Here is a 23477-nt window from a genome sequence, read left to right on the forward strand (position 1 = left end):
AGAGCCGACGGTCGGTCTGGACGTCTCGAAACACTCACACTCATGCTGCGGCTCGCTGTGCGGGTGGTGCGCGGATCGGGGCGCTGCGCTGCAGGATGTCGATGATGACCATCGGCGCGCCGCAGTGCCGGCAGATGAAGCGCGGCGGGAGATTGCCAGGTGGTGCATTGGCAGCGGCGGCCTGCGCGCCGGTGGCCGTGACATGCAGCAGCCCGCGTATCTTCGCGAGATTGTGCCGCCGCACGGGATTGGCGAGCAGACCATAGTGGCGGATGCGGTGGAAGCCGCTGGGCAGCACATGTAGCAGGAAGCGACGCATGAACTCATCCGCGCCCAGGGTCATGGTCTTGTAGCGGGTGCGCCCCTTCGCGCGATAGTCCTTCCAGCGGAAGGTGACCCCGCGTTCATCGAGCGCAACCAGCCGCTGGTTGGAGATGGCCACGCGATGCGTGTAGCGTGACAGGTAGGCGAGCACCGCCTCGGGTCCCGCGAACGGGCGCTTCGCATAGACCACCCACTCGCACACGCGTAGCGGCGCCAGCCACCGGGCGAAGACAGCGGGATCGGCGAGCGCGGCGTACTCGCCGAAGAAGCGCAACTGGCCGCGGCGATGCAGCGCCGCGAGTTCTTCCAGGAAGCGGCGCCGGAACAGCCGCGAGAGCACACGCACCGGCAGGAAGAAGCCGGGCCGGCAGGCGACCCACCGCTCGCCATCGGATGTCAGGCCGCCGCCGGGAACGATGCCATGTACATGCGGATGATGCGTGAGCGCCGAGCCCCAGGTGTGCAGCACCAGGGTTGCGCCGATCTGGGCGCCGAGATGTCGGGGATCGGCGGCAATGGTGCGCAGCGTGTCGGCGGCGACATCGAACAGCAGCCCGTAAAGCACCGCCTTGTTGTACCAGGCGATCGCACTGATCACGGCGGGCAGCGTGAAGACGACGTGGTAATACTCCACGGGCAGCAGGTCGGCCTGACGTGCCTCGAGCCACCGGTGTGCGGCGCTCGCCTGGCACTTTGTGCAATGTCTATTACGACACGAGTTATAGGCGATCTCCACCTTTGCGCAGCCGGAACAGCGCAACACATGTCCACCCAGCGCCGCGCTGCGGCACTGTTCGATGGCCGACATGACCTTCAGCTGTCCCAGGCTTAGCTGTACAGTCTGTCGCCACGCTGGCCCGTGGACGCGGAAGATGTCCGCGACCTCCAGCACGGGGCGCTCCGCGCGGTGCAGGTCTAGTCGGAAGGCAGGCGGTCCAGCGGGCTGATGACCTGGCGTAGCAGGTCGGTGGCCACCTGGGCATAGAGTGCGGTGGTCTCGAGCTGCCGGTGCCCGAGCAGGACCTGGATCAGGCGGATATCGACCTTCTGTTCGAGCAGGTGAGTCGCAAAGCTGTGACGCAGCGTGTGCATGGACACGCGCTTGTCGATGTTCGCGGCCTCGGCGGCGGCATGGATGGCGCGGTTCAGTTGCCTCGGGGTCAGCGGGTCGACGGGATCCATCCCCGGGAACAGCCATCCGCCCTTGAGCATGCGACCCTGCGCGTGGGCCACGCGCCACCAGACACGCAGGCGTTCGAGCAGGACCGGCGAGAGCATCGCGTAGCGGTCCCGGCGGCCCTTGCCCTGCTCGATACGCAGCGTCATGCGCTGGCTGTCAACGTCGCCGACCTTCAGCGCCACCACTTCACTGGCGCGCAGGCCGGTGCCGTAGGCGACCGACAGCGCGGTCTGGTGCTTCAGGTTGCCGGCGGCGGCGATCAGGCGGCCCACTTCGTCGGGGCTGAGCACGACCGGTAGCGTGCGGGGCACGCGCACCGGCTGCATCCTCGCCATCAGCTCGGGCTGGTGGAGCGTGATGTCGAAGAAGAACTTCAGTCCGGTGATGGCGGCATTCAGCGACACGGGCGAGATGCCGTGGTCGACCAGATGCAGTTGGTAGCGCCGCAGGTCCTCGACGGTGGCGGTGCCGGGCGGGCGCCCGAGGAACGCGGCGAACTGAAGGACCACGCGGACATAACCGGCTTGCGTCTTCGGTGCGAGCTTGCGCATGCGCATGTCGTCGATCATGCGCTGGCGCAGCGGACTGATATCCTGGCTGGTGTGAGTCATGGCTCTGCTCCCGTTGAACGACGAGGCGGATTGCCTCGCCCTTCAACATGAAAACAGAGTCGGTTTCCTCTCCGGGACCACTAACGTCGGCCGGAGCCCCTTACCGCGCGAGCGGTTTCGTCCTTCGATCAAAAGTGGTCATTCGCCCCAAAAGCGACTAAAGCGCTTCGGGTGTGCCCGGGACATCCTCGCATTTGTTGATTTGCAACCCGATTGCGGCTCACTCTCGCCAGAAGAATCCGCCCCTACGGTAAAATCGCCCAAAAATCTATCAACATTACGGGGAAGTACGTGGGCGAGAAAATACACAGTCACTACGACAACCTCAAAGTGTCGCGCGATGCGCCGCCCGAGGTAATCCGAGCCGCATACAAGACGCTTACTCAAAAATACCATCCGGACCGACGTCCGGACGATCCGAGTGCGGCGCGCGTCATGAAGATTATCAACGGATCGTATGAAGTGCTCAGCGACCCGGTCAAACGCAAAGACCACGACGAGTGGCTCGCGCGGAAAGAACGCGAAGCGGCAGCTGACGCGGCACCGAAAACACCGCCTCCGCATACCCAACCCGAGTCATGTGCATCGCCTCGCCCCACGATCAGGCCGCAGCCTATACCACGCGCTCGAGCCGCGAAGCCGAAGCAGTCCAGTCCAGTAGGCCGCACCATACGCGCGGCGGGACCACTGTTTTGGATTCCAATGGTTTTCCTCGGGTTCGGGGGGATCAAAATGCTGATACCGCGCGATTCCCCCGATCCTCCAAAGCCTTACGCGCAACCGGCGCAGTATGTGCCGAATCAGGACGGCGCGAGCCTACCGCCCGCGGCGAAAGCGTCAAACGAAAGCGGGCAGAACGCCGGGACGCCGAGTGTGGCGCGCTCGGTGGTGCAGCCATGGAACATGGACGCATCGGCGCTCAGGGCCGCTGCCGCGACGCCGCCTGCTCAGCCGACGCGGCCTCTCCTTGCACCCAATGGCACGGCATGGCCCATCTTTGCAAGCTACCTCTCGGGCGCGCGCATCGGCCGAAACAGCGGGCACTCGCAGGTGATGATCGACAACGCGCGCAACAACTTTGGCGTGTTCGCAAAGTTAACCTCGATCGACGGCGCAACGCACGTTGCGGTACGTCAGTTCTACATTCCGGCGAGAGCCAGCTTCACGCTCTCTAACATCACCCCCGGGAACTACGACATCCGATACGAGAACGTCACTACGGGTAGCCTTTTTAAATCCGAAATGTTCAACTTGTCGGAGCACGAGACCGTCTCGGGAATCGAGTACGCGGACGTGAGCATCACGTTGTACTCGGTGCCGGGTGGCAACATGCTGCCGGTGCCGATCACTGAAGCAGAGTTCTGACCAAGCCGAACGATCCCAACCAAAAACTCCTTCCGCCGTGAAGGTGAGCGTTCTGCAAACCCCTGGCTGTGAATGACACTGCCACTCGTAGCATAGAACTAGGCGGCGGCTGAGGAGCCATGCACGACCGCTGAGTACTCGAAAGCTGTCGGTCATTTTATGCAGCGTCGGCAGGCCGTTGCGGGTCGATCACGGTCGGCCCCGAAACCGGCGAACGTGATAGAGCGCAGGGGAATGCCCGTCAAGGCGCAGACGCACTGTTCCTTTGACGGAACCGCTGGTCGCGCGCACCCCAGGCATCGCTGTCTCGTCCGTCATCTGTTTTCCGGCGAGCGCGCGTTATTGCGGCCTCAGGTGTAGATCGTTGCTCACGGATTGCACCCCCGCCACGCCGCGCGTCACGGCAAGCGCTTGCTGAATCTGTACCTCTGCATCCACGTATCCCGACAACTGCACGACGCTTCGATACGTGGCGACGCTGATCGGCAAGGATCTCAGCCCTGAGTCTGCGACGAGCGCCTGCTTCACCCTGGCGGCGAGCGCAGCGTCGTCAGTGGCGACCTTCCCCGGCGCGGTCACGGCCTGCGTCGCTATCGACTTGCAGCCGTTGATGAACACGAACGCGGGGAGCGCGAATGCCGCGACCATCAGCAACCGGCTTTTGATGTGTGGCACGTCTCGCATGTCGGCTATGAGATCCTGATTCGTGAACAGCGGGCGTCATTCGGGTTGGCTTCGAGGTGCACATGTGCGCCCTCGTCGAGTCCACCATGATAGTGCAGGGTGGCGAACTTGCGACCGAGCCGACTCGCCAACTCTGTTCATGCTGCGAGGCGAGTCTTTGGCTCAGTTCGGCCGGGAAGTGGCGCGAGGTCGCGGGCCGGTAAGGCGGGTGGTACGGCTCAGTTCGGCCAGTTGCTGACACTCGCTGGCGTACGCGCGCGGACGCTCGAACGACCGCACCGCCGCGTCTAGGGACCTTCGAGCGTTGAACAGAATAGAGCGTCCGCATTGGTGGAGGGACAAACCTCCGGGATGGCTTCGTCATGAAAGATTGCCGACCCCCGACGCTTTATTCAGCGGAACGAAGTTGAAATTTGCGATCGCCGCTGTGCGAGACATCATCAATGCAGATTGAGGAAATAGGCCGAGATGGCGAACGGCTTTAACAACCTGTGAAGGGGAGGTCCTACCACGCTTCGCATAGCGCGGCAGGACGCCTTCGGTTTGCTGGATTCAACGGGCGAGGATGCGACCGAGCGGCTCATTTATGTTTTCAAACGCGTCAATGACCTTGTCCATTACAAAATCAATTGCGCGCCCGTATCCCTGCTGAAGGCTTGCAGTGTCAAAGCCCAAATCCTGCAGCCGCGGCAGAGCGAGCGCGAACGTTTCGTGTGCATCCGCGATTCGTAAATCGTAGCCCACGAACAAAGCGGCCAATCTCTCGTTCGGTTCGTTCCACCCTTCTGGCGCATCTGCACTATCGAACGCATTCGCAGCCTCATCTTGGGCATCCAGTCTCTCGGCAACGTTGAGAATGGCCTGAAGGAGTTTCACGCTTCGGAGTTTCTCGGTTTCGCCCTTGGGGCATCCAGCCGCCTGGAGGATTCGCTTTAGGAAGCCGTCCGGAATCTTCTGCCAAATTTCGTGAAGGCTTTTACACCGACCTAGGAAATCTTGCTCCGACATCGACAGAGGTGCAACCTGCGCCAGGCGGCTGAGCTTGGGATAGTGAAGCCACCCATTATCTCTGATTTCGGCGGCTGAGAAACCGACAAGTTCTTCGGCTGACTTGTCCTCACCAACGATGGCGCCGAGCCGAGAAAGATTGTCGCCTAACGCCAAAATCGCGGCCACAAACCTCTGGGTCTTGGCTGCTATGTGCTCTTCGTTCGGGTCGAACTGAGCCGCCAGCGCCGGGTCGAGCGCGAACGAATGCGCATGAAGGATTTCCTGTTCCGGCTTCGGCTTGTACAACTCTCTCAGCCCCACGCGTATCAGGTTTCGTCCGATACGCCTGCAATCGGAGAAGCTCCATTGCCCGCGGTACGAAGGACTGCAAAGCCACTGTCCGTGAGCGAACACAGGCGTGGATTTGTAGAAACTGCTTTGCTCGTATCGATTGAGAAATCGGTCATCTAGGTAAACGACATGATTGTCTCTGTCCGCGTCGGCACTGGCATGCGTGACAGGTCCTTCAACGCCTGGCCAAACGAGATTGTCCGCCGAGCGCTCAGGGCACATCTCACAAGAGACAGCGTCAACGGACGCCCAAACCTGAAGCAGTAACCGACCGCTGTCCTCCTGGATATCTATCTCGTACCAGCCCAAATCAGATCTGACATCTGAGTGTCTCTGGCCGTCCATAAGGTGCCTAAGCTCCGGCGAGTCTGGGAGGCTTGCTTGATAGTAGAAGCTTCGAACGCCTCGTGCGCCACGCATCCAAAGGTATTTTCGCAAGTGGGCATTAGACATCCGCCACGTAACGTTTCGAGATGACGTGTAATAGTATTCGCGAGCGAGTTCGCCCTCCGCAACGGCGAACTCGGGAACGCCCAGGTCGTCGTAGACGACGCGTTGCTGTTCGTTACCTAGGCACCTTGGCGATAATCCAAGGGCCATCCAGACCTTTTCAGCGAGGGCATACGTGTAATGCGATCCGTCGCCCCAGGACGCGACAATGTAGTCATAACCAGACATGCTTGGCGAAAACTCTGCACTCAAGCCTTTGTTGCCGAGAACGGGGACCGAGTGAGACACCACACCATCTGCTGCCTCGTCCAAGACAGGCACGGGACTTTCAACCGTCTCGGGAACGACTGCCATTAGCATGTGCACGTATTCGCTGTTAGGACCGTGATTGTCAAACTCAAGGTCGCTGGTAACGTCCACCTGCGCCAGGGGATCAAGCCCTGCAGGACTGAGAAGCATACGCAGGCGCGGCGGTAGAGCGGTTCCCTGAATGGGGAACGTGGCGAGATGGTCGACAGAAGGCATGGGGCTTGGCGGTTCAATTGCATCCGGGTCTTAGGTTCGGCCATGGTACCCGCCTGTCGATTTCGCGCATAGCTGCGAGCACCCTGACAATCTGACGAATTACACGCGACTCCAGTTGGCGCGCAAAGCCGCCTTGAGGTGGGTGCCTAGCCGAACGGCCGTTGCACCCCGGAAGCTGCCATCGATTTTGCACGGGCTTGAAGGGCAGGTTAGGGTCGACATGAGCCAAAACGCATCGGGCAGCGCGCGGCCACATTCAGCCATCCGTCCAATGCATTCAACGGACACTTGAACGACGTCTCGTCCACGGCACCGGACATTGGGGATCGATCGTCGCGACTAAGCACACGGCAAGCTCCCGTTGTAGATGGTTCGCTGCCCCCAAAGTTATCGGCGGTTGTGCAATGTCGTGACTCGGCGTTGGCTTCGCACGTATGCCATCGGCACCATGCCGAACTGGACACTAACAAAATCCGGCAACTGATTATCAAGCTGATCCGAAAGGGCACGATCCTGGACGTTAACCACAGATGCGCACGCGGTTCGGCTTACGCCCGCTGCCTCATCCAGCATGCAATGCTCATGCGGTCGCGCGTGGCGGGCAGCACCTCGTGTTCAAACTCCGCCGAGAGAAACAAGAGCAGCGTTCCCGCGCGCGGAAAGACGTCGTGATAAGACTGATCGACAAGGTATAGCCGCAGTGCGCCGCCCTCGGCGTCCTGCCACGCTTCGTTGAGGTAGAACACGGCGGAAATCACGCGGCTGTCGCTGTTACGCAGGCAGTCGAGGTGGCGTGCGTATCCGTCACCTGGCGGATATACCGCGTAGTGTGATTCGCTATCGACCAGACCGAGAAACAGGTCGCGGTTGAGCGCGTTCCGTAGCGCTTCGATGCGATCGGCGAACGCCTGCTGCCGCGTGCTCAGCGCGTCGGGTTGGAACCAGTGCGTGCTATCGCCGCGCAAATGTGAACGCCGGTCTAAATCCGACACTAAACGACGGCGTCATGGAATTGATCCGTTGAACGAGCGGTTCGCTCGTTGAGCAATGTGCAGGGAACGTAGAGCCGGGTATTGGATGACGCTTTGTGCGTCGTAAGGAGCCCGTAGGGCGAGTGCAGACGCGCAAAGCGCGCTGGGAGATGACGGCGGGAAGGGGTTGCGGTAGAAAGGCACAGCGCCGAAGAAACCACCGACGCGACCCCGGCTAAACCGCCAAGTTCACCCCGGAGTCGCGCCACACAAGTCACCGTGCAAAGCCAGGGGCTTAACAGAGGGAGCGCGTGCAGCCGCAGTATTTCACGGCTGGCGCGCTCCTGTCTATGCGTTTGTCTTCGGCGTTTCGATCGGAGCGCCGATGACCGAAGCCAATGCCCAGGGGCTCCCCACGGGCCGTTTCTTCCTATGCGCCCGCTGCCGGGCGCAGGTGTTCATTTGCCGCCGCTGTGACCGAGGCCAGATCTACTGCGCCGGCGGCTGTGCGCAGGCGGCCCGCCGCGCAAGCGTGCGCGAAGCGGGGCAACGCTATCAGAGTTCTCGCCGTGGGCGCCTTGCGCACGCGCATCGCGCCCGTCGTTACCGGGCACGACTCAATAAAGTGACGCATCACGGTTCACCAGCGCCGGCATGCAGTGCTCTACTGCCGGTGGACTCGACGCGTGCGGCGCTGCGCCATCGTGTCGCGGTATCGGTGCCGGCAACGACGCATTGCCATCTATGCGGCAATGCATGTTCGCCGTTCGTGCGTCCTGGCCCGCTGCGCCGTCGAGCTCCTCATTCCATCTACCGATTGCGGGGAGGCACTGAAGGTGACGATTGACGCTGAACTCGAAGCCCATATCCTGCGGCTCTATCACGTTGAGAAGTGGCGCTGTGGCACGATCGCGCAGCAACTGCACGTGCATCCGGTACCGTCAAACGTGTGCTTGCACAGGCTGGCTTGCCGCGCCACGGCCCAGCGCCTCGGCCTTCGATGATCGAGCCGTACCTGTCGTTCATTCGCCAAACGCTCGAGAAGTATCCGACGCTCAGGGCCAGCCGCCTTTACGGCATGGTGCGTGAGCGCGGCTACCAGGGCGGGCCCACGCACTTCCGGCATCTGGTTTCGCTGCACCGGCCACGTCCGCCTGCTGAGGCTTGTCTACGGTTGCGCACGTTGCCCGGCGAACAGATGCAATGCGACTGGGGCCACTTCGGTCACCTGCAGATCGGCCGCGCGCGCCGGCCCTTGATGGCCCTCGTGATGGTGCTCTCGTACTCGCGCGACCTGTATCTGCGGTTCTTCCTCGACGCGCGCATGGAGAACTTCCTGCGCGGTCATATCGGTGCCTTCACGCACTGGGGCGGACTTGGCAGGATCATCCTGTACGACAACCTCAAGAGCGCCGTACTTGAACGCCAGGGCGACGCCATTCGTTTCCACCCGACGCTGCTCGCCTTCGCCGCGCACTATCGTTTCGAGCCGAGACCGGTGGCCATTGCGCGTGGCAATGAGAAGGGGCGCGTTGAGCGTGCGATTCGCCATGTTCGCGATGCCTTCTTCGCGGCACGGCAGTTCGCCGATCTGGACGATCTGAATGCGCAAGCCGAGCACTGGTGCCGCACACAGGCGGCCGATCGCCCGTGCCCGGAAGATCGCGCGATCAGTGTGCGCCAGGCGTTGGCGCAGGAGAAGCCGATGCTGCTCGCACTACCGGAGAATCCGTATCCCGTCGAGGAAACGCTCGCCGTCAAAGTCGGCAAGACGCCCTACATACGCTTCGATCTGAACGACTACTCGATTCCACACACGCACGTGCGACGCACGCTCACGGTACGCGCCGATCTCGAACAGGTACGCGTGCTCGATGGCGCCGAGATCATTGCGCACCACGTTCGCAGTTTCGATCGCGGCGCGCAAATCGAAGAGCCCGTTCACATCGAGACACTGGTCGGCGTCAAACGCGAGGCCCGTCATCATCGCGGCATGGACCGCCTGGCCAAGGCTGCACCCGCCAGTCAGGATCTGCTGCGCCGCGCGGCCGAACGCAATGCGAACCTGGGCACCATCACGGCGTCGTTGCTGCGCCTGCTTGAACGCTACGGTGCCGCGCAATTGCAGGCCGCGATCGGCGATGCGCTCGAAAGCGGTGTGCCGCACCCGAATGCCGTGCGCCTGGCGCTGGAGCGCCGTCGCGAAGCGCGTCAATTACCCCCGCCGCTGGCCGTATGCCTGCCGCCACACGTACGCCAGAAGGACACGCCGGTTCAACCCCACCGGCTCGATACCTACGACCAACTTGCCGGAGGCTCCGATGAGCTCGCTTGAATCATTGCGTACGCGCGCGCAGGAATTGCGTTTGCACGGGCTGCTTGCCCACTGGCCCGAAGTTGCGCATGAGCCGTGGGTCGCGCCGCTGGTGCAGTGGGAGGAAGACGAACGGGCGCGCCGATCACTCGAGCGGCGCATCAAGGAAGCGCATCTGGGTGGCTTCAAGGCGTTGTGCGACTTCGAATGGAGTTGGCCGTCGCGGTGTGATCGCGGCGCCATCGAAGAGCTGATGACGCTGGGGTTCCTGAAGGACGCAGCCAACGTCGTGCTCATCGGCCCGAACGGCGTGGGCAAATCGACGTTGGCCAGGAACGTCGCGCATCAGGCGCTCGTGCATGGGCACACGGTACTGTTCACTACCGCGGGAAACATGTTGGGCGAACTCGCGGCACTCGATAGCGATTCAACGCTGCGCCGACGCTTGCGCCGCTATGCGGCGCCCGACGTCCTTGTGATCGATGAGGTCGGCTATCTCTCCTACTCGAATCGCCACGCCGACCTGCTGTTCGAGTTGATCAGCCGGCGATACCAGGACAACAGCACGATCGTTACATCGAATCGCCCGTTTGCCGAATGGCACGAAGTGTTCCCCAACGCCGCCTGTGTCGTCTCGCTCGTCGATCGCCTCGTGCATCACGCCGAGGTCATCTCGATCGAAGGTGAATCGTACCGCCTGAAGGAAGCGCGTGAGCGAGCCGACAAACGCGCCCGCCAGCGCAGCCCCGGCAAATCTGCAAAGGGAGGTGAGTCGTCGTGAACGCCCCGCCGTTGCCTTCCGGCCGAACGCGCGGCTTGAGCTTCATCGTCCCCGATGACTGGACGCCCGAGCAGGCGCTCGCCGTGTTCGAACTACTCGACGACTTGCGCGAAGTCATCTGCGCGCGCTATCTGCCCGACATACAGCAGCTCCTGCGCGAAGATCGCCGCCAACGCGAGCTGCCATTCAACGAGCACGACCCGCCGTTCTGATCGACGGCGCGCACAACAAAGGGGCCGCGCGGCCCCTTTGTTCTTGACTGATTCGCTCAACCTTGCGTCGTCGTTTAACGTCGCTTTTACACCGGCGCTAACAGCAAAAGCGTGGCAGCGCGATTGGCCCCCACACGGGCTGGTGTCAGCAGCTGCGCGTCGTGCATGGCCATGCATTCGGTCGATAAGGCCTGCGTCTGGCTCTGCGACAAAAAGTTCGACACGACACACCAGCCGTTGACGGCGAGCGCGCTTGTCGCGATGTCGAATTCGCTGAATCGGGAATTCGTCGCGACATCGATTGCCTCGTCCGGAGCGGCGTCGCCGATCAGGCAATCAACCAGCAATTCGATTTCCGCTTCAATCAGGGGGGGGTCCAGAAAGGCATCCGTTTTATTTGTTCTTCCGCTAGCGGTTCGATCGAGTACTCGCTCGGGACTTCTACCAGCTGGTCAAAACCATCAAGCGTTGTCGGGGGCGCTTCGAACGCGGGCATTGACACACGCCGGACCCAGGAGGAAGAGCCGGGTCGAGGTGGTCGATCTGTTGGGACAACGGCGCAGTCTACACGAGTGGGACGAACTGACCGTTGATACTCGAGCGAACGCTTTGGCCGATGCTTATAACGTGACAACGGCCATTGGAGCAACGTCGGACCTAACGGCGGAATCGGGTCGGCTGCAGTCTGTCGTCGGGCAGTTCGGCCAGCCGGCCGGACTATATGACGGACATTCAAACGTCAGAAATCGAGCGAACTACCGACAACTGTCTCGGTGGGTTCGCACGTATTCGCCCACAAGCGAACGTCACTGAGAGTCCGATCCCGCGTGTGTCTGGGCTAGGTTTCGATGTCATCGAGCGATTCTGGCAGGGTCACCTTCTCCTCCTCTTTGAACTCAATGAGACGTGCGTGTATTGAGTGATCTGGTAAAAACGGGCCTTCGATAATCACGAACTCCCCCGTTCTCGCGAAGAACATCGGGTTCAGGTCACGCCGGACAACCTCAGCAAACCAGTTCGCTGCTGCGGTCGCATCGCGTAGCAGGCTGCGGCCCCTTTGTACCCAATCATTGTAGAGTGCGAGGTCACGATCATAGTTTGGATTGAATCCACCTGACTTGTAGAACGGATCTGCTACGTACAACGTTCCGTCATGCAGTGCATGCTTCATGAAGTTCCGAGCAGCTTCATTAAGCAGGATGCTCAGCGTTAACGTAGCGCGGCGCAGCTCATCAAACTGCGCTGGCCAAATCGCTGCCCCAGCCCGTTGCCGGAACTCGAAGAACTGGTCAGGGAAGGCACGCGGCCAAGTGGGATCGAGAGCTAATGCCATTCGCGTCCAATCTTTCCAGCTCTCCAACTCGCACAATTGGACCGTAGAATCAACGATGTACGTGACCGCTACCTGACGTGCGAGTTGCGTTTGATTGATGGGATCGGCAAGCGTCTCCTGCACCCATAGTTCATGCGATGCCTTGGTGACGTAAAGCTTCTCAGCGGGCCAGCCCCCTTCGTCCTTGTCGATCAAGGTGTGATGGGTGGGACAGAGCAAAATCAGATTCTGGTAGCTGTTTCGTTCTTCCCTCGTCAGCACGCTCGTCCCTCGCGGACCACCCTCGGATTCGGCAACGATGTGGGCATGCTCGCCTAACGGATATGTTTCCGAAGCCCCCTTTGAGTCTTGGGAAAGCACGCATCGGCATATAGAACACCGTCCCGCAGCTCGTCCCCAAAGAAGCTTTATGTCCTTCTCTTTCAGTTTCATACCCCTCCGTTAGCAGCATCGGCCAGTGCTGACCGGGAAACGGAAAATCCTCGCGACGCCCTCTGTCGAGGCGACCGAAGTTCAGATTATAGGGCTGTGAGAGCAACCGCCCGGCGCTCGTTGTGCGGTTCCATCGTGTCGGCAAGGGCCGACGCCCCGTCTGTAGACTGAGGCTAATGAACGGCTGCTGCACATTCGGAAGGAGCCAATGATGTGCTGGAATCTCGACAGTCCGCTTGGGGTCGCGTGCTGCCGATCGCAGCCCTGCGGGGGCAAGCTGCGTATGCCCGCCCATTGAGGGTGCGGCCGGTCGCGTCACGTCCTTGCGTTCTTATGGCTTGGCGTCCTCGCGGCCATGCGGCGTTGCCAGCGCATGGGTTGCATCAGGCAGGAAAACCGCCGGCTGCGTTCGGCGACTTCTCGTGCTCATCAAGCACGAAGGCTATGCCGTCCATCCGGCACATGCGGCGCACTGCGCGCCGCGCGGTAATCAGGCCAGACGGCAGGCCGCCGCCGGGCATGACCCACTGGCCGATCATGAGGAACCGCCGCAGGCCGGGCAGCGTTGGCGGCAAGGGTCTTACGCCCGTCTGCGGCGTGAGCAGCCAATCTTCCATGCTGCCTTGCCAATTGCGCGTGCAGCGGACCACGGTGGCGGGCGTCGACACGTCGAGCACTTCTATCGCTTCGCGCACACCGGGCGTGGACTTGTCTAATATCGCGATCACGGTGTTCGCCACGCGCTGCTTTTGCGCTTCATATCCTTGCGGGTCGTGCTCGCTCAACCGCGACCAGTACCCCACGTTGCGCGTGGGCAGTGTGCACGTCACGGCGGTCTTGCCTGCAGGCGCGAACGTTGGATCGTAGTGGAACAGCCGGAAGGCGATCTGATGTAGCACTGTTTGCGGGTCTAATGTGAACGGCTTGTCGAGCAGTCGCATCACATATCCGCACTGCTGCGAAAGATCGCGCGCGACGCCGAGGCTCACCTGCAGGAACGGGTTCTGGTGCAAATAGTGAAGGTGAATCGGTTAGAGTGTTGCCCCCCGATCTCATCATCCGACAATGAGCAAGCTCAAGAGTATGGACGAACTGTTCTCAGGTCGCCACTTCAACCGCGACGTGATCATTCTGTGCGTGCGCTGGTATCTGCGCTACAAGCTCAGCCTGCGTGATCTTGTCGAGATGATGGCCGAGCGTGGCCTGTCGCTGGCCCACACGACGATCCTGCGTTGGGTGAAGCGTTACAGGCCGGAGTTCGTCAAGCGCTGGAACCGTTTCGGCGCGCCAGCGGGCGCGTCGTGGCGTGCCGACGAGACTTACCTGAAAATCCGCGGCAAATGGGTCTATCTTTATCGGGCGGTGGATCGGGCGGGTCAGACGGTTGACTTCCTGCTCAGGGCGAAACGTGACGTGAAGGCGGCCAAAGCCTTTTTCAGCAAGGCAACCAAACATCAGGGCAAGCCACCAAAGACCATCACGCTCGATGGCTATGCCGCCTCACACCGTGCTGTGCGGGAGATGAAGGCCGACGGTCTGCTGCCGAAGGACAACAAGGTCCGATCCTCGAAATATCTCAACAACTTGATCGAGCAGGACCATCGCCACGTCAAGTCCCGGACGAATGTCATGCTCGGCTTCAACCGTTTCAGGAACGCCGCGATCACTCTTGCAGGCATTGAGTTGACGCATCGCATTCGCAAAGGCCAATTCAACCTGGCGAAGCTCGGCCTCAAAGATACCTCTGCGCCCGCCGTCTGGAATGCTGTCCTGTCTGCTCGATAAGAAATCTTTTCTATAGGAACCATCTCTTCCAGACCGTCTATTTGCACCAGAACCAGGCGCTGTACCGCCTCGCAGATTGCTTCGGCGTCAGCCGCATCCGTCTTGTTGCTCTTCACGTAAGGTCGGACGAACTGCGGGGCGATCAGGCGAACGGTGTGCCCGAGCTTTGCGAGCTCCCGGCCCCACTAGTGCGACGACCCACACGCTTCCATACCGACCACGCACGGTTCAAGCTTCGCGAAATACCGGAGTACTTCAGTGCGTCTCAACTGCTTGCGCGCAACAAGGTGGCCTTGCGAATCCACTGCGTGAACCTGCAGCACGCTCTTGGCCAGATCCAGTCCAACAGTCGCTATGTTCATGATGAACGCTCCTTTGCCGTGGGCATCACGACCTGTCCACTTTGGCATGAATTTCCTGCCGTCTAGCGGGAGTCGTCCATCACATCAGAGCCTAATTGCACGCCAGCGTCGCGCCATCGCCCGCGGCGCAGCACGACTACGGCCGGCCACTCGGGTTCGTGCTCTTCGACGAAAACGCTGATCAAGGTCCGCTCGCGCCAGGCGCGGTCGATCAACTCCTCAACGTTGCGCTCACGCCCACGGAACTCGCGCTCGTGCCCCTCAAGAGTGAGCAACGTGAAGCCCTCGAAGTCACCGAACCTGTCGTAGCTGATCCCGACGACCTTGCCGGTGAATTCACGGCGCGCGCGCCCGTGGCCCGGACGAGGCGAGGGCTTATGCCCTGGCACATCACCTGTCGGCGAGGGCGGAATGCCCGACGGATCGCCGCCGAAGCCGCTCACCCGCCCCGCTATCAGATCTAGATAGCGCTGCAACACGGGATACCAGCGGCTTGTGGGCGACGCGACCTGCAAGCGCCATTTCAGCCAGGCGAGCAGACGCTCCTCGGGATAGAGCAGGTTCTCGTTCGTGCTGATGACGATGGTGCACTCGAACGCCCCCATCAACTGGCGCCAGGAAAACGTCTGCGGCACCGCGGTGACGGCAGGCAGCTTTGCGGCGCGCCGGGCGATTTGCGGCGGCGCCTGCTGATAAGCAGTCGCCTGCTCGAATTGCAGGACCGAGATATCGTAGATATCGCCGCGTTGAATGCCGGGGGGCAGGTCGACGGCCACTAGACCGGCGTAGCGGCCGGAGCCAGCCGGCACCGGCACTAACGTCACCCCGGCGGCCGGACACCCGATCGTATTGGCGTCGAGCGCGGTGAGGAAATGCCTGGAATACATTGTGTCGGCAAGCGAAAGGATTTGCGCGGCGGGCACCGCGGGCAGATAGAGCGACCCGGTGCTCTGTGCGGGCGTGTTCCCCCATTTGATCATCAGTTCGTCGACTGCGCTCGCCGACGCGGAAGCGCGGATCTCGAACGGGTGCGGCATCACGCGCGACGGCGCGACGCCGGGGTTCGGTCCGTCGATCCAGGCAATGTTCCGTTGCGCAAGCTTGTCGGATGTTGCGCTGTTGGCGCCGTCGGGAATCGGCGTATCGTCGAAGCGGATTTCCGCGATCATGCACTGGTGCGGCGCATTACTGATCGCACCGCTCAGTGACTGGGTCCCCGGCCACGGGCCGTCCCATTGCGTCTGTGCGCTGGGTGGCGTCCCAATGAAGATCGTGCTGGACTGCTGGTTATTGTCGATCCAGCAGCCGAAATAGGTATCCACCTCCTGGTTGGCAATCGTCGTGATTTGCAGCGCGTTGGGGTCATCGTGCTGGGTGTTCATGTCCGCCGGACCGTTCAGGTTTATCCGGTCGGTTGCGAAGCATGGAATCGTGACGTATTCCAGATGGCCGTTCTGGTCGGTCTGGACGCCGAGTAGCGGAATTTTGTGGTTAGGACTGCCGTCCGTTCCCCAACGATACGTGCCTTCCCCCTTGCCGACCTCGTGAAAATCCGACACCGTGCTCGCCGCCTGGAAGAGTCGGAAGAAGACGCGCACCGGCGTGGTCGTAGTCGCCTGCGTCGCGGAGACAATGCGTACGCGTGCGACCGCGAAGTTGAACGTCGGGACGCCGTTTATGCCAGTTGGGAGATATTCGAGCGCCGAGGCGTCCTCGTCCTGCGAAAGCGCGCCATCGAACGTATCGCCGTTGGTGATCTGGCTCGGATGGTTCAGATTGTCCAGCACCGCGTGGATATAGCGAATCGCGTCGTTCGCGCCAACCGGATTTGGCACACTGAACATCTCGTGCTGCTGGTTCGGCGTCGCCTTGAAAAAGCGCAGGTCAAAGCTGAGCCAGGACGGGTATGCCAAGGGATTCGATGGCGTCAGATCCGTGAAGAACGGATCCTCGCCCTTCGACAACACGATGTTCGCATACGCAGGGGCGACCGAGCCAACCGCAAACGTGGCGGTCAGTGTAATGACCGCGGTCTGGTGCAGATCCAGCGCATCAAACGCATTCTCGTTGGGGAAGCTAACCGTGAACGGATAATAAACTGACTGGTAGTTGGTATCGAGGGTTGGATCCGTGGCAAGAATAGGCGGTGGACCGTAATTGTCGACGGACGGCAGATTGGCGGCGATCGTCGCGAACTGGGCAGCAGTCAGCGCGAGATTCAATCCTTGCTGCATCGAGGCGCTGATAGCGGGAACCGGATTGGGCGCATTGGCACTAAGCGCCGCCGCGCTGGTCAGGCCAAGTATGGCATTCGTAAAGCCGCTCGCCTCGATCAGGCACGCCGATGGGAAGGAAGCGTGAACGCCAACCTCGTCCTTGCTGAAAGTCGACTTCTGAAGCCGGAGCTCAATGCCAGGCGCGACGCAGGACCCACTGCCTATCGCATCGGAAAATCCAAGTGTGTTCTCCGGCGTGCCGGATTCCGGCGTGAAAGCATAGGTGAAGTAGGTGGAGGGGTTGGGCGTGTAGCCGGCAAGGGTCGTGCCGGTCAGGTTATCGTAGTCGCTCACTCGTGTCGGGTCATAGCCAACACAATAGTTACCCGCAGTGCCGCTGACCAGTTCGTAGCATACGCCCGCGGTTGGCGTGGTGCTGCCGGTGAAGCCACCCTCGGGCGTGCTCCAGGTCTGTCCCGGTGCGAGATTGAAGATGAAATGCACCAGATAGCGCGGGCCCGCACCAGGTCCATAGTCGATGATGCCCATTGGCTGGCCGCCGTTGCCGGTGAGCGTCGGAAGCGGCTGTGATCCATCCAGCATGGATATCCCGAAGCCCGGCCCCAGGTAGACGGGCCAGAACGCGCCGCCGAATACGTAGTTGTTGCGATAGAGGACTACTGCATGGCTGTTGTCCGGGTCACTGTTGACGAACGTCCAGGAGATGTTGCCCTTGGCCTGATCGGTCCATGCCCAGGACACTGTCACGAACTTGGATATCTGCGGCAATCTGGGAGGACCACCCTTGGGCTGCAAGTGTGCACGTCCAGGATGAAACTTCGGAATCGATCCAGCGCCGCTACTGACTTTGACTCCACGCGTGGTTCTCTGAGCAGTCCGTTGAGTGCGCCCGGCCATGATGGATCTCCTCGCTGAGCTCGCCGATCACAAGCGAATACGGCGTATAGCCCGGCACTTTCAAGTCAACTAAGAGTTGCGGAAGGCAGACGTTTCCAAACCTTGAACATCCCGTAATCGCTCCGCACACGGCCTTGCCTTCCAGATTTAGGCGATAAATGGAAAGCCGTCAAGTAAAGGCGCCGTTACCGCTACATCATCCCTTAGCGTATTTTGTCCACGTCGCTATTTGAATGGCGCTTATCGCCAGAGATAGAGGACGTCACTTTACGAGCAATGGCTCCCGGTGCCCTGTCGCAGGAGAAAAGATCACCCTACCTCCGGGCCACGATGCAGTCACACTCAACCGCGAGGCGCCGAGCACGCGTCACAAGCCCCATCCTGTTGGCAGCTTTGCATTTAGGGCACGGCTCATACCGATTCTGGCTCTGGTGCAAATGGCTGGTCAGGCCGAAATTTTTCGTATCGATATGGATACCTTATCGATTGCACAGAACAGCATTCCAGACAGCGAGCGGAGCGTTATCTTTAAGCCCGAGCATGGAGAAGTTGAACTGATCCTTGCCGAATGCGATGCATCAATTCGATGCCTGAAATCGTGGTCCCGGCATTCCTGAATCGTTTGAAACCCGAGCATCACGTTCGTTCTGGACTTGATGTTTCGATGGCCCTGCTCGATAAGATTGTTCAGGTACTTCGAGGACCGGATCTTCGTGTCCTCGGGCAGCAGGCCATCGGCCTTCATCTCACGCACCGCCCGGTGCGAGGCGGCATACCCATCGAGCGTGATCGTCTCCGGAAGCTGGCCCTGATGTTTGATTGCCTTGCTGAAAAAGGCTTTGGTCGCGGACACGTCGCGCTTCGCTCTGAGCATGAAGTCTACCGTCTGGCCGGCTCGATCTACCGCACGGTACAGATAAACCCATCTGCGACGAACCTTCAGGTAGGTTTCGTCAACACGCCTTGACCGCCCTGCAGGTATGCCCAAACGATTCCAGCGCTCGACGAACTCCGGCGTGAAGCGCTTCACCCAACGCATGACCGTGGTGTGCGCCAGCGACAAACCGCGCTCGGCCATCATCTCGACCAGATCGCGCAGGCTGAACTTGTAGCGAAGGTGCTAGCGCACGCAGAGAATGATGATCTCCCGATCAAAATGTCGCCCATCAAACAACGCCTTCAGGCCTTTGCGCTTGATCATCACCGACCACCAGAATGTCGGGCTGAATACTTTAACCGATTCGCCGAGCCTGTTTGCACCAGAACCAGCTGTCTCAACAACATCGTGAAACAAGACCATCTGACGATCAAGCGCCCGAATTCTGCTGGGTAGACTCGAGATCATGCACACGGTCTCGAAATGCCAGGTGATCGACGGCGTTATACCAAAGTGTTCGCTTGCCGAGCAGTTCAATTTCCTCCAAATGTACGGCACTCCGATCTATATCGCCAAGTTCTGTCTAAACTTAAATCAATAAGAGGCCTTGGTATTCTCTGTCGATGCGATAAGAACTCCAGATCTAACAACGGAGTCATCGAACCTTTCTCAAGACAGGCACTTTGGCGAGTGAGGCACCATCACGCGTGTCGATGCGTATTCGTGCGCCCGGCCGGTCGAACCGGTAACGAGCGCCGGATATCGCGCCGACCACGGTAAGCGCAGTTCCACCGACATACTCAAAGACCGGCCCCGCCAGATCGCTCGTCGTTGCTGGCGTCTGGGCCGTCCACCTGTGGTTCGCGATACTGACCGGAATTCGGCTCCGGTTCCTTCCGCAGCACATCACGCGCCTCCTTGTCCTCGTAGTAAAGCGCAGCCGCCACCGGCGTATCCCGGTGAATAGCTCTTTCCGTCACGATCGCCGCGGCGGAAAGAGCCGGCCAAAGAAGGAGGCGCTCCACCACGGACTCGCCGAGAATCCATGCCAAAGGCGCGGCGATCCAGATGCTCATGCAATACAGGCAAGTTGCAACGTCTGCCCAGATACCCGTCGCGAAGCGACGCCTCATGATTACCAGCACATCCCTAGGTCCGCTCTCGGAGGTCAGCAGATAGCTGATCCGCCAGACGGTCAGGCTCCCCACAATGAACCAATAGATGCGCATGACGTCGCTGGCCTCCCGGCGATAGTGGCGCTAGCTGGAAAATTTGAGGCTGACCGTCTGGAATTCTCCTGGGCCAACCGTAGGGCCGTCGTAACCGTTGGTGAGCCGCTTGCCAACCCAGATACGAAACTCATAGCAACAATCAGGCGGCTCATTACCGATGCCAAAGGGCATGCCGTTCGACGGAGAAATCGTGCAACCCGTGCCACCCGGCGCGCAAGGGAAGTACAGCGTGTCGACTCCGCCGATCCACGCCTTGTAGCCGTAGTCAGGATCACCGAGACTGCGGATGCCGGCTGGCGCTGGTTGTACGAGGGGATCATTGATGTACCCCCGGGTTCCCGGACTGACGGGTGCCGCGCTACCCGAACCGTACTCGGCGTCCACATAGTACTCGAAAAGATGGCCCATCTCGTCGGCCACGTTGATGGTGATCCGGACATAGCCGCCCGGACCGACATCGTACGCGGGGCACTCGCCTGTCCCGGTTAACGTAGCCGCCTTTCCGTCACTCTGGAATGCGGCGAGCGAGATGGCATCAGTCGTGAGCGGCGTGTTGTCGATCATCAGCGTCAGCGGGTTGTCCGGCGCGAGCGCCACTGGCGTGATGGTCGCGTCGTAACCAACCACAGTGAGGCTCACAGCGCCGCTCAAGGCTCCTCCGATCAGCGTCGAGGAGTCGTTGGTCGCGACCATCAGCCCTTGATTGGCCCAACCGATGACCTGACCACCAGGGGGAATTGGAACGGGGTTCAGGCCCGGAGGAATGGTGCCGGTCGCGCGAGCGGACTCCGTCGCATAGAGTCCGGTCTGACCGCCCTGACTGAACGGCCCCATCTTTACACTAACGGGTGGCTGAAGAACGTGTGCAGCATCTTCGATGAAGGCCGTCCGGTATAGATCCAGCATGACGAGGCTGCCGGTGCCAGACGGCGCTGACCCGCCACGCGCCGGATTGCCTGCCCATTGCCCGCTCAATACCTGGTAATACGAAACATCTGAACTGGGCGCGAACTCACCGAACAAGTCGAGACCATAGGCGAAGGCCATGTCGGTTGCATCGGTGCCAGACGCTGCGCTAGTAGCGTATCCGTTGACGATAAGGCCAACCTCCGTCGTTCCGACCGACGTCCACACGAAGCCCGATTCCGGAGGGCACCTCGGATTGCAAAGCGTAGTGCTCTGTGAGTTCCCGACCAGCGTTACGGTGCTGCCGTCGTCGAAGCACCAGCGCGTGTCAATCGACGGGTTTTCGTTGACGATAAGAGTTCCGCCTTGCGACACGCTAAAGAGGATATTCGGGTCATCGCAGCACCACCACCACCAGGGAAAAATCTCTCGGAGACGAGGGTTCTGGAACTTTCGGGCGATTAGGGCTGTACGGGCGGGATCGGGGGCAAAGGCGCCGAGGTCGTTCGTCCGGAAGCCCTGTCCGCGCACGAGGCTCCTTGAGTCTGGCCGGATTAGCATAGGCTGGTTCGCGACTGTGGCGACGGAAGGAACCCCCGGAACGGGCACCTTCTCCAGAGCGGCGATGACATGCAGAATATCCCGTTCCCACCACCATGGCCAGCATTCCCACCAGGCCGGCCAACACGCCCAGCACGGGAAACAGAAGATGCAGGAGCACCATTCGAAACACGCCGTGAAGCTACCGTTGGCGGACGTCGCTACCGTGGCTCGTGGCGTCTTGACGTAGCCCGAACCGGAATAGCCGACCGTGTAAACGGTCACGTCGGCCCCAGGCACCGCGCAGCCATCCGGACCGATCACTGTCCCACTGACGCAATACCAGCGACACCAGAGCCACCAGACCTTCAAAATCTCGTCGGAAATCGCGAACTCAGCCACGCGGATTTCGCCCTTGCTTTCTTTCAACGCCTGGCGGTTCAAGGCCTGGGTGGGAACGCTCGGCAGGTGGCTAAGATGCGCGCCAGCGCTGGCTGGCGCAATGGCTACGCTCAACCCATAGGGGCTATCCGAGTCGATTTCGGCGCGGGGAACGGCCACGCTGAAGCTCCCGTCGGACCGCAGTGGCGAAGTGATAATAATGACGCCGCACCTGAGAACATATGCGGCGAGTCTTTCCGCATCGGACTCGGAAAGTTTGGCGACCTGGCCGGTCACCGTCACAGCTGTAGATGACATGATCGTGATCTCCCTTACTTATAGAACGATGCTCGACCCAATCGTTATAAAAAGTTGAGCTTGTAATCTCTGCACTACGAAGTATTTACAACTTTCTTACTACGATCGAGTCTAAAACCGAGCTAGCCGGTTTCAAAGCGTGTCAGTCCTAAGAGGACGCCATGGAACGGCGGAATGCTGCGCAAACAAATCTGTCAACGGCGAACCAAGAATTTCTACTGACCGCGCGTTGTACGGAGGTCGTCGCGGTCGCATTGAAGCAACGCAGCAGTAAAGGCTAACTAGCCGCACTCTGACGTAACGCCGATCACGCCGTCGCCGTACGGCCCGTTAGCAAACATTGTCTCGCTGGGCGCCCCAATCAGTCATCGAGTCGGCTCGTGAATAGTGTCACTTTGGTGTTCCTTATCATGCAGCATTCCCCGGAACCGACTCGGCTTGTTAGAAGTGGATCGCTAAAAGAACCTCGGCCGGGCGGCGGAGGGACGAGACAGTTTTGATCAATTTTTTCGTCTGCTTGTTAGCCTAGGATGGATCTGTACAATTTTCAACTCGAAGGTAGCCTCCACCCCCATGCCAATGGAAGACTCGCGGCAGCTAACCTCGGTTGCATCTGTCCAAATCAAAACTTCGATAGAGTTACGTCGTCGACTCATGTCGTGAAGTTCTGAGTACTCAATTTGCATCGCGATGTTGCAAGCAGGCTATCTCGACCCGACGCTCGAAAAGTGAAGATCACAAGACGTCAATGCAAACGATAAGCCGGGCTGATGACCGTTGACGCGTGTCTGAAAGAGCTTTCACCCCGGAGACGAATTTCTGAACGTTGGAGTCGGCACGTACACATGGAATGCTTGCAACAAACCGCCCAATCGCAAATTTTCTGACCGGAATCGTTACTGCGATTACGTCATACCGGCGTATATCAATCGGTCAGGCGTCGCCCCCACCTGGCTACGGCATTTTCAGTTTCCTGGAGTTGGGCTACGTTAGCCATCATGCTTCGAATGGTGGTAACCGTCGCTCGCGGTCGACGGTTGCGCTCACCACTTAGCGGCATAGAGTCCCACGTTTAGTGCGATCTCGCCATTGCAGGCGATCACATGAACACTTTGATATTGACATACCCTAACGGCTCGTCCGGCGTTGAAGCTTAAGCTCCCGCTGGGAGTTCTAGCTTTCCACACGGACGTTTGCAAATCTAATGATTGTCCTGGAAATGTCGAAGTGGACATAATCAAGCAGCAATCCGCCAACTTGACCTTCAGTTATCTGCGAAGCGATAGTCGCTCTGCAGAACATATATCTCTTGAACCTCCTACGCTTCCCAGATTAGATGCTTCGTGGGAGGGCTGCGTCAGGCCGTGTCGATTTGGGCGCTCATTCGGAGATAACGATCGTGCAACTCGCGTCTTCCTC

16 protein-coding genes and 2 pseudogenes are annotated in these 23477 nt (G+C 60.2%); 5 read left to right on the forward strand and 13 right to left on the reverse strand.

Annotation, left to right across the window (positions count from 1 at the left end; all coding sequences use genetic code 11):
* Nucleotides 1-40: 40 nt before the first annotated feature.
* On the reverse strand, nucleotides 41-1237 hold the full coding sequence (locus OKW38_RS07665; protein ID WP_429363691.1) for an IS91 family transposase: 1197 nt from the start codon (nucleotides 1235-1237) through the stop codon (nucleotides 41-43).
* A 2-nt stretch (nucleotides 1238-1239) separates the two neighbouring features.
* Complete coding sequence (locus OKW38_RS07670; protein WP_429360859.1) at nucleotides 1240-2115, reverse strand: tyrosine-type recombinase/integrase; 876 nt, start codon at nucleotides 2113-2115, stop codon at nucleotides 1240-1242.
* A 213-nt stretch (nucleotides 2116-2328) separates the two neighbouring features.
* On the opposite strand from OKW38_RS07670, the gene OKW38_RS07675 reads away from it, so the two are divergent.
* Entirely contained in the window at nucleotides 2329-3480 is a 1152-nt protein-coding gene (locus tag OKW38_RS07675; RefSeq protein ID WP_429360860.1) for a J domain-containing protein, read from the forward strand.
* Between the two features lie 339 nt (nucleotides 3481-3819).
* Here the strand turns inward: OKW38_RS07675 and OKW38_RS07680 are convergent, their stop codons facing one another.
* From OKW38_RS07680 to OKW38_RS07690, 3 genes are all read right to left on the reverse strand, one after another.
* Complete coding sequence (locus OKW38_RS07680; RefSeq protein ID WP_429360861.1) at nucleotides 3820-4164, reverse strand: BON domain-containing protein; 345 nt, start codon at nucleotides 4162-4164, stop codon at nucleotides 3820-3822.
* A gap of 552 nt (nucleotides 4165-4716) precedes the next feature.
* The gene (locus OKW38_RS07685; protein WP_429360863.1) at nucleotides 4717-6480 is read right to left on the reverse strand and encodes a hypothetical protein; all 1764 of its coding nucleotides are present in this window, start codon (nucleotides 6478-6480) and stop codon (nucleotides 4717-4719) included.
* Nucleotides 6481-7028: 548 nt separating this feature from the next.
* Entirely contained in the window at nucleotides 7029-7445 is a 417-nt protein-coding gene (locus OKW38_RS07690; protein ID WP_429360865.1) for a 2OG-Fe(II) oxygenase, read from the reverse strand.
* 955 nt (nucleotides 7446-8400) lie between these two features.
* On the opposite strand from OKW38_RS07690, the gene istA reads away from it, so the two are divergent.
* From istA to OKW38_RS07705, 3 genes are read left to right on the forward strand one after another with little or no spacing between them, the layout of a single operon-like run.
* Nucleotides 8401-9786: an IS21 family transposase gene (gene istA / locus OKW38_RS07695; RefSeq protein WP_429360866.1), complete on the forward strand. Its 1386-nt coding sequence runs from the start codon at nucleotides 8401-8403 to the stop codon at nucleotides 9784-9786.
* On the forward strand, nucleotides 9773-10546 hold the full coding sequence (gene istB / locus OKW38_RS07700; RefSeq protein ID WP_429360868.1) for an IS21-like element helper ATPase IstB: 774 nt from the start codon (nucleotides 9773-9775) through the stop codon (nucleotides 10544-10546). The genes istA and istB overlap by 14 nt, the downstream gene beginning before the upstream one ends.
* Nucleotides 10543-10758: a hypothetical protein gene (locus OKW38_RS07705; protein ID WP_090801990.1), complete on the forward strand. Its 216-nt coding sequence runs from the start codon at nucleotides 10543-10545 to the stop codon at nucleotides 10756-10758. The genes istB and OKW38_RS07705 overlap by 4 nt, the downstream gene beginning before the upstream one ends.
* 86 nt (nucleotides 10759-10844) lie before the next feature.
* Here OKW38_RS07705 and OKW38_RS07710 read toward each other — a convergent pair whose 3' ends face one another.
* The 3 genes from OKW38_RS07710 to OKW38_RS07720 all read right to left on the reverse strand — a co-directional run bounded on the left by OKW38_RS07710 (nucleotide 10845) and on the right by OKW38_RS07720 (nucleotide 13464).
* Entirely contained in the window at nucleotides 10845-11105 is a 261-nt protein-coding gene (locus tag OKW38_RS07710) for a hypothetical protein (RefSeq protein WP_429360870.1), read from the reverse strand.
* 491 nt (nucleotides 11106-11596) lie between these two features.
* Nucleotides 11597-12523 (reverse strand): HNH endonuclease signature motif containing protein, encoded by a 927-nt coding sequence (locus OKW38_RS07715; protein ID WP_429360871.1) that lies wholly within the window; start codon nucleotides 12521-12523, stop codon nucleotides 11597-11599.
* Between the two features lie 383 nt (nucleotides 12524-12906).
* Nucleotides 12907-13464, reverse strand: a complete 558-nt coding sequence (locus OKW38_RS07720; protein WP_429360872.1) for a hypothetical protein — start codon at nucleotides 13462-13464, stop codon at nucleotides 12907-12909.
* 124 nt (nucleotides 13465-13588) lie between these two features.
* On the opposite strand from OKW38_RS07720, the gene OKW38_RS07725 reads away from it, so the two are divergent.
* Nucleotides 13589-14308 (forward strand): IS6 family transposase, encoded by a 720-nt coding sequence (locus tag OKW38_RS07725; RefSeq protein ID WP_429360874.1) that lies wholly within the window; start codon nucleotides 13589-13591, stop codon nucleotides 14306-14308.
* 56 nt (nucleotides 14309-14364) lie between these two features.
* Here the strand turns inward: OKW38_RS07725 and OKW38_RS07730 are convergent.
* The 5 genes and pseudogenes from OKW38_RS07730 to OKW38_RS07750 all read right to left on the reverse strand — a co-directional run.
* Nucleotides 14365-14670: pseudogene (locus OKW38_RS07730) on the reverse strand (IS110 family transposase); the annotation flags it as partial.
* A gap of 62 nt (nucleotides 14671-14732) precedes the next feature.
* Nucleotides 14733-17702: a hypothetical protein gene (locus tag OKW38_RS07735; protein WP_429360875.1), complete on the reverse strand. Its 2970-nt coding sequence runs from the start codon at nucleotides 17700-17702 to the stop codon at nucleotides 14733-14735.
* Between the two features lie 630 nt (nucleotides 17703-18332).
* A pseudogene (locus OKW38_RS07740) lies at nucleotides 18333-19008 on the reverse strand (IS6 family transposase).
* A 473-nt stretch (nucleotides 19009-19481) separates the two neighbouring features.
* Nucleotides 19482-19910: a hypothetical protein gene (locus tag OKW38_RS07745; protein ID WP_429360877.1), complete on the reverse strand. Its 429-nt coding sequence runs from the start codon at nucleotides 19908-19910 to the stop codon at nucleotides 19482-19484.
* 30 nt (nucleotides 19911-19940) lie between these two features.
* Nucleotides 19941-22058, reverse strand: a complete 2118-nt coding sequence (locus OKW38_RS07750; protein ID WP_429360879.1) for a carboxypeptidase-like regulatory domain-containing protein — start codon at nucleotides 22056-22058, stop codon at nucleotides 19941-19943.
* Between the last annotated feature and the right edge of the window lie 1419 nt (nucleotides 22059-23477).

The sequence above is a fragment of the Paraburkholderia sp. MM5496-R1 genome, assembly GCF_050436205.1.
In the GTDB taxonomy this organism is placed as follows: Bacteria; Pseudomonadota; Gammaproteobacteria; order Burkholderiales; family Burkholderiaceae; genus Paraburkholderia; species Paraburkholderia tuberum.

Excerpts from the sequence above, each read along its gene's own strand:
- OKW38_RS07670 (WP_429360859.1), bottom strand. The coding sequence starts at position 2,115 with ATGACTCACACCAGCCAGGATATCAGTCCGCTGCGCCAGCGCATGATC.
- OKW38_RS07680 (WP_429360861.1), bottom strand. The coding sequence starts at position 4,164 with ATGCGAGACGTGCCACACATCAAAAGCCGGTTGCTGATGGTCGCGGCA.
- OKW38_RS07685 (WP_429360863.1), bottom strand. The coding sequence starts at position 6,480 with ATGCCTTCTGTCGACCATCTCGCCACGTTCCCCATTCAGGGAACCGCT.
- istB (WP_429360868.1), top strand. The coding sequence starts at position 9,773 with ATGAGCTCGCTTGAATCATTGCGTACGCGCGCGCAGGAATTGCGTTTG.
- OKW38_RS07715 (WP_429360871.1), bottom strand. The coding sequence starts at position 12,523 with ATGAAACTGAAAGAGAAGGACATAAAGCTTCTTTGGGGACGAGCTGCG.
- OKW38_RS07720 (WP_429360872.1), bottom strand. The coding sequence starts at position 13,464 with ATGCGACTGCTCGACAAGCCGTTCACATTAGACCCGCAAACAGTGCTA.
- OKW38_RS07725 (WP_429360874.1), top strand. The coding sequence starts at position 13,589 with ATGAGCAAGCTCAAGAGTATGGACGAACTGTTCTCAGGTCGCCACTTC.
- OKW38_RS07745 (WP_429360877.1), bottom strand. The coding sequence starts at position 19,910 with ATGCGCATCTATTGGTTCATTGTGGGGAGCCTGACCGTCTGGCGGATC.
- OKW38_RS07750 (WP_429360879.1), bottom strand. The coding sequence starts at position 22,058 with ATGTCATCTACAGCTGTGACGGTGACCGGCCAGGTCGCCAAACTTTCC.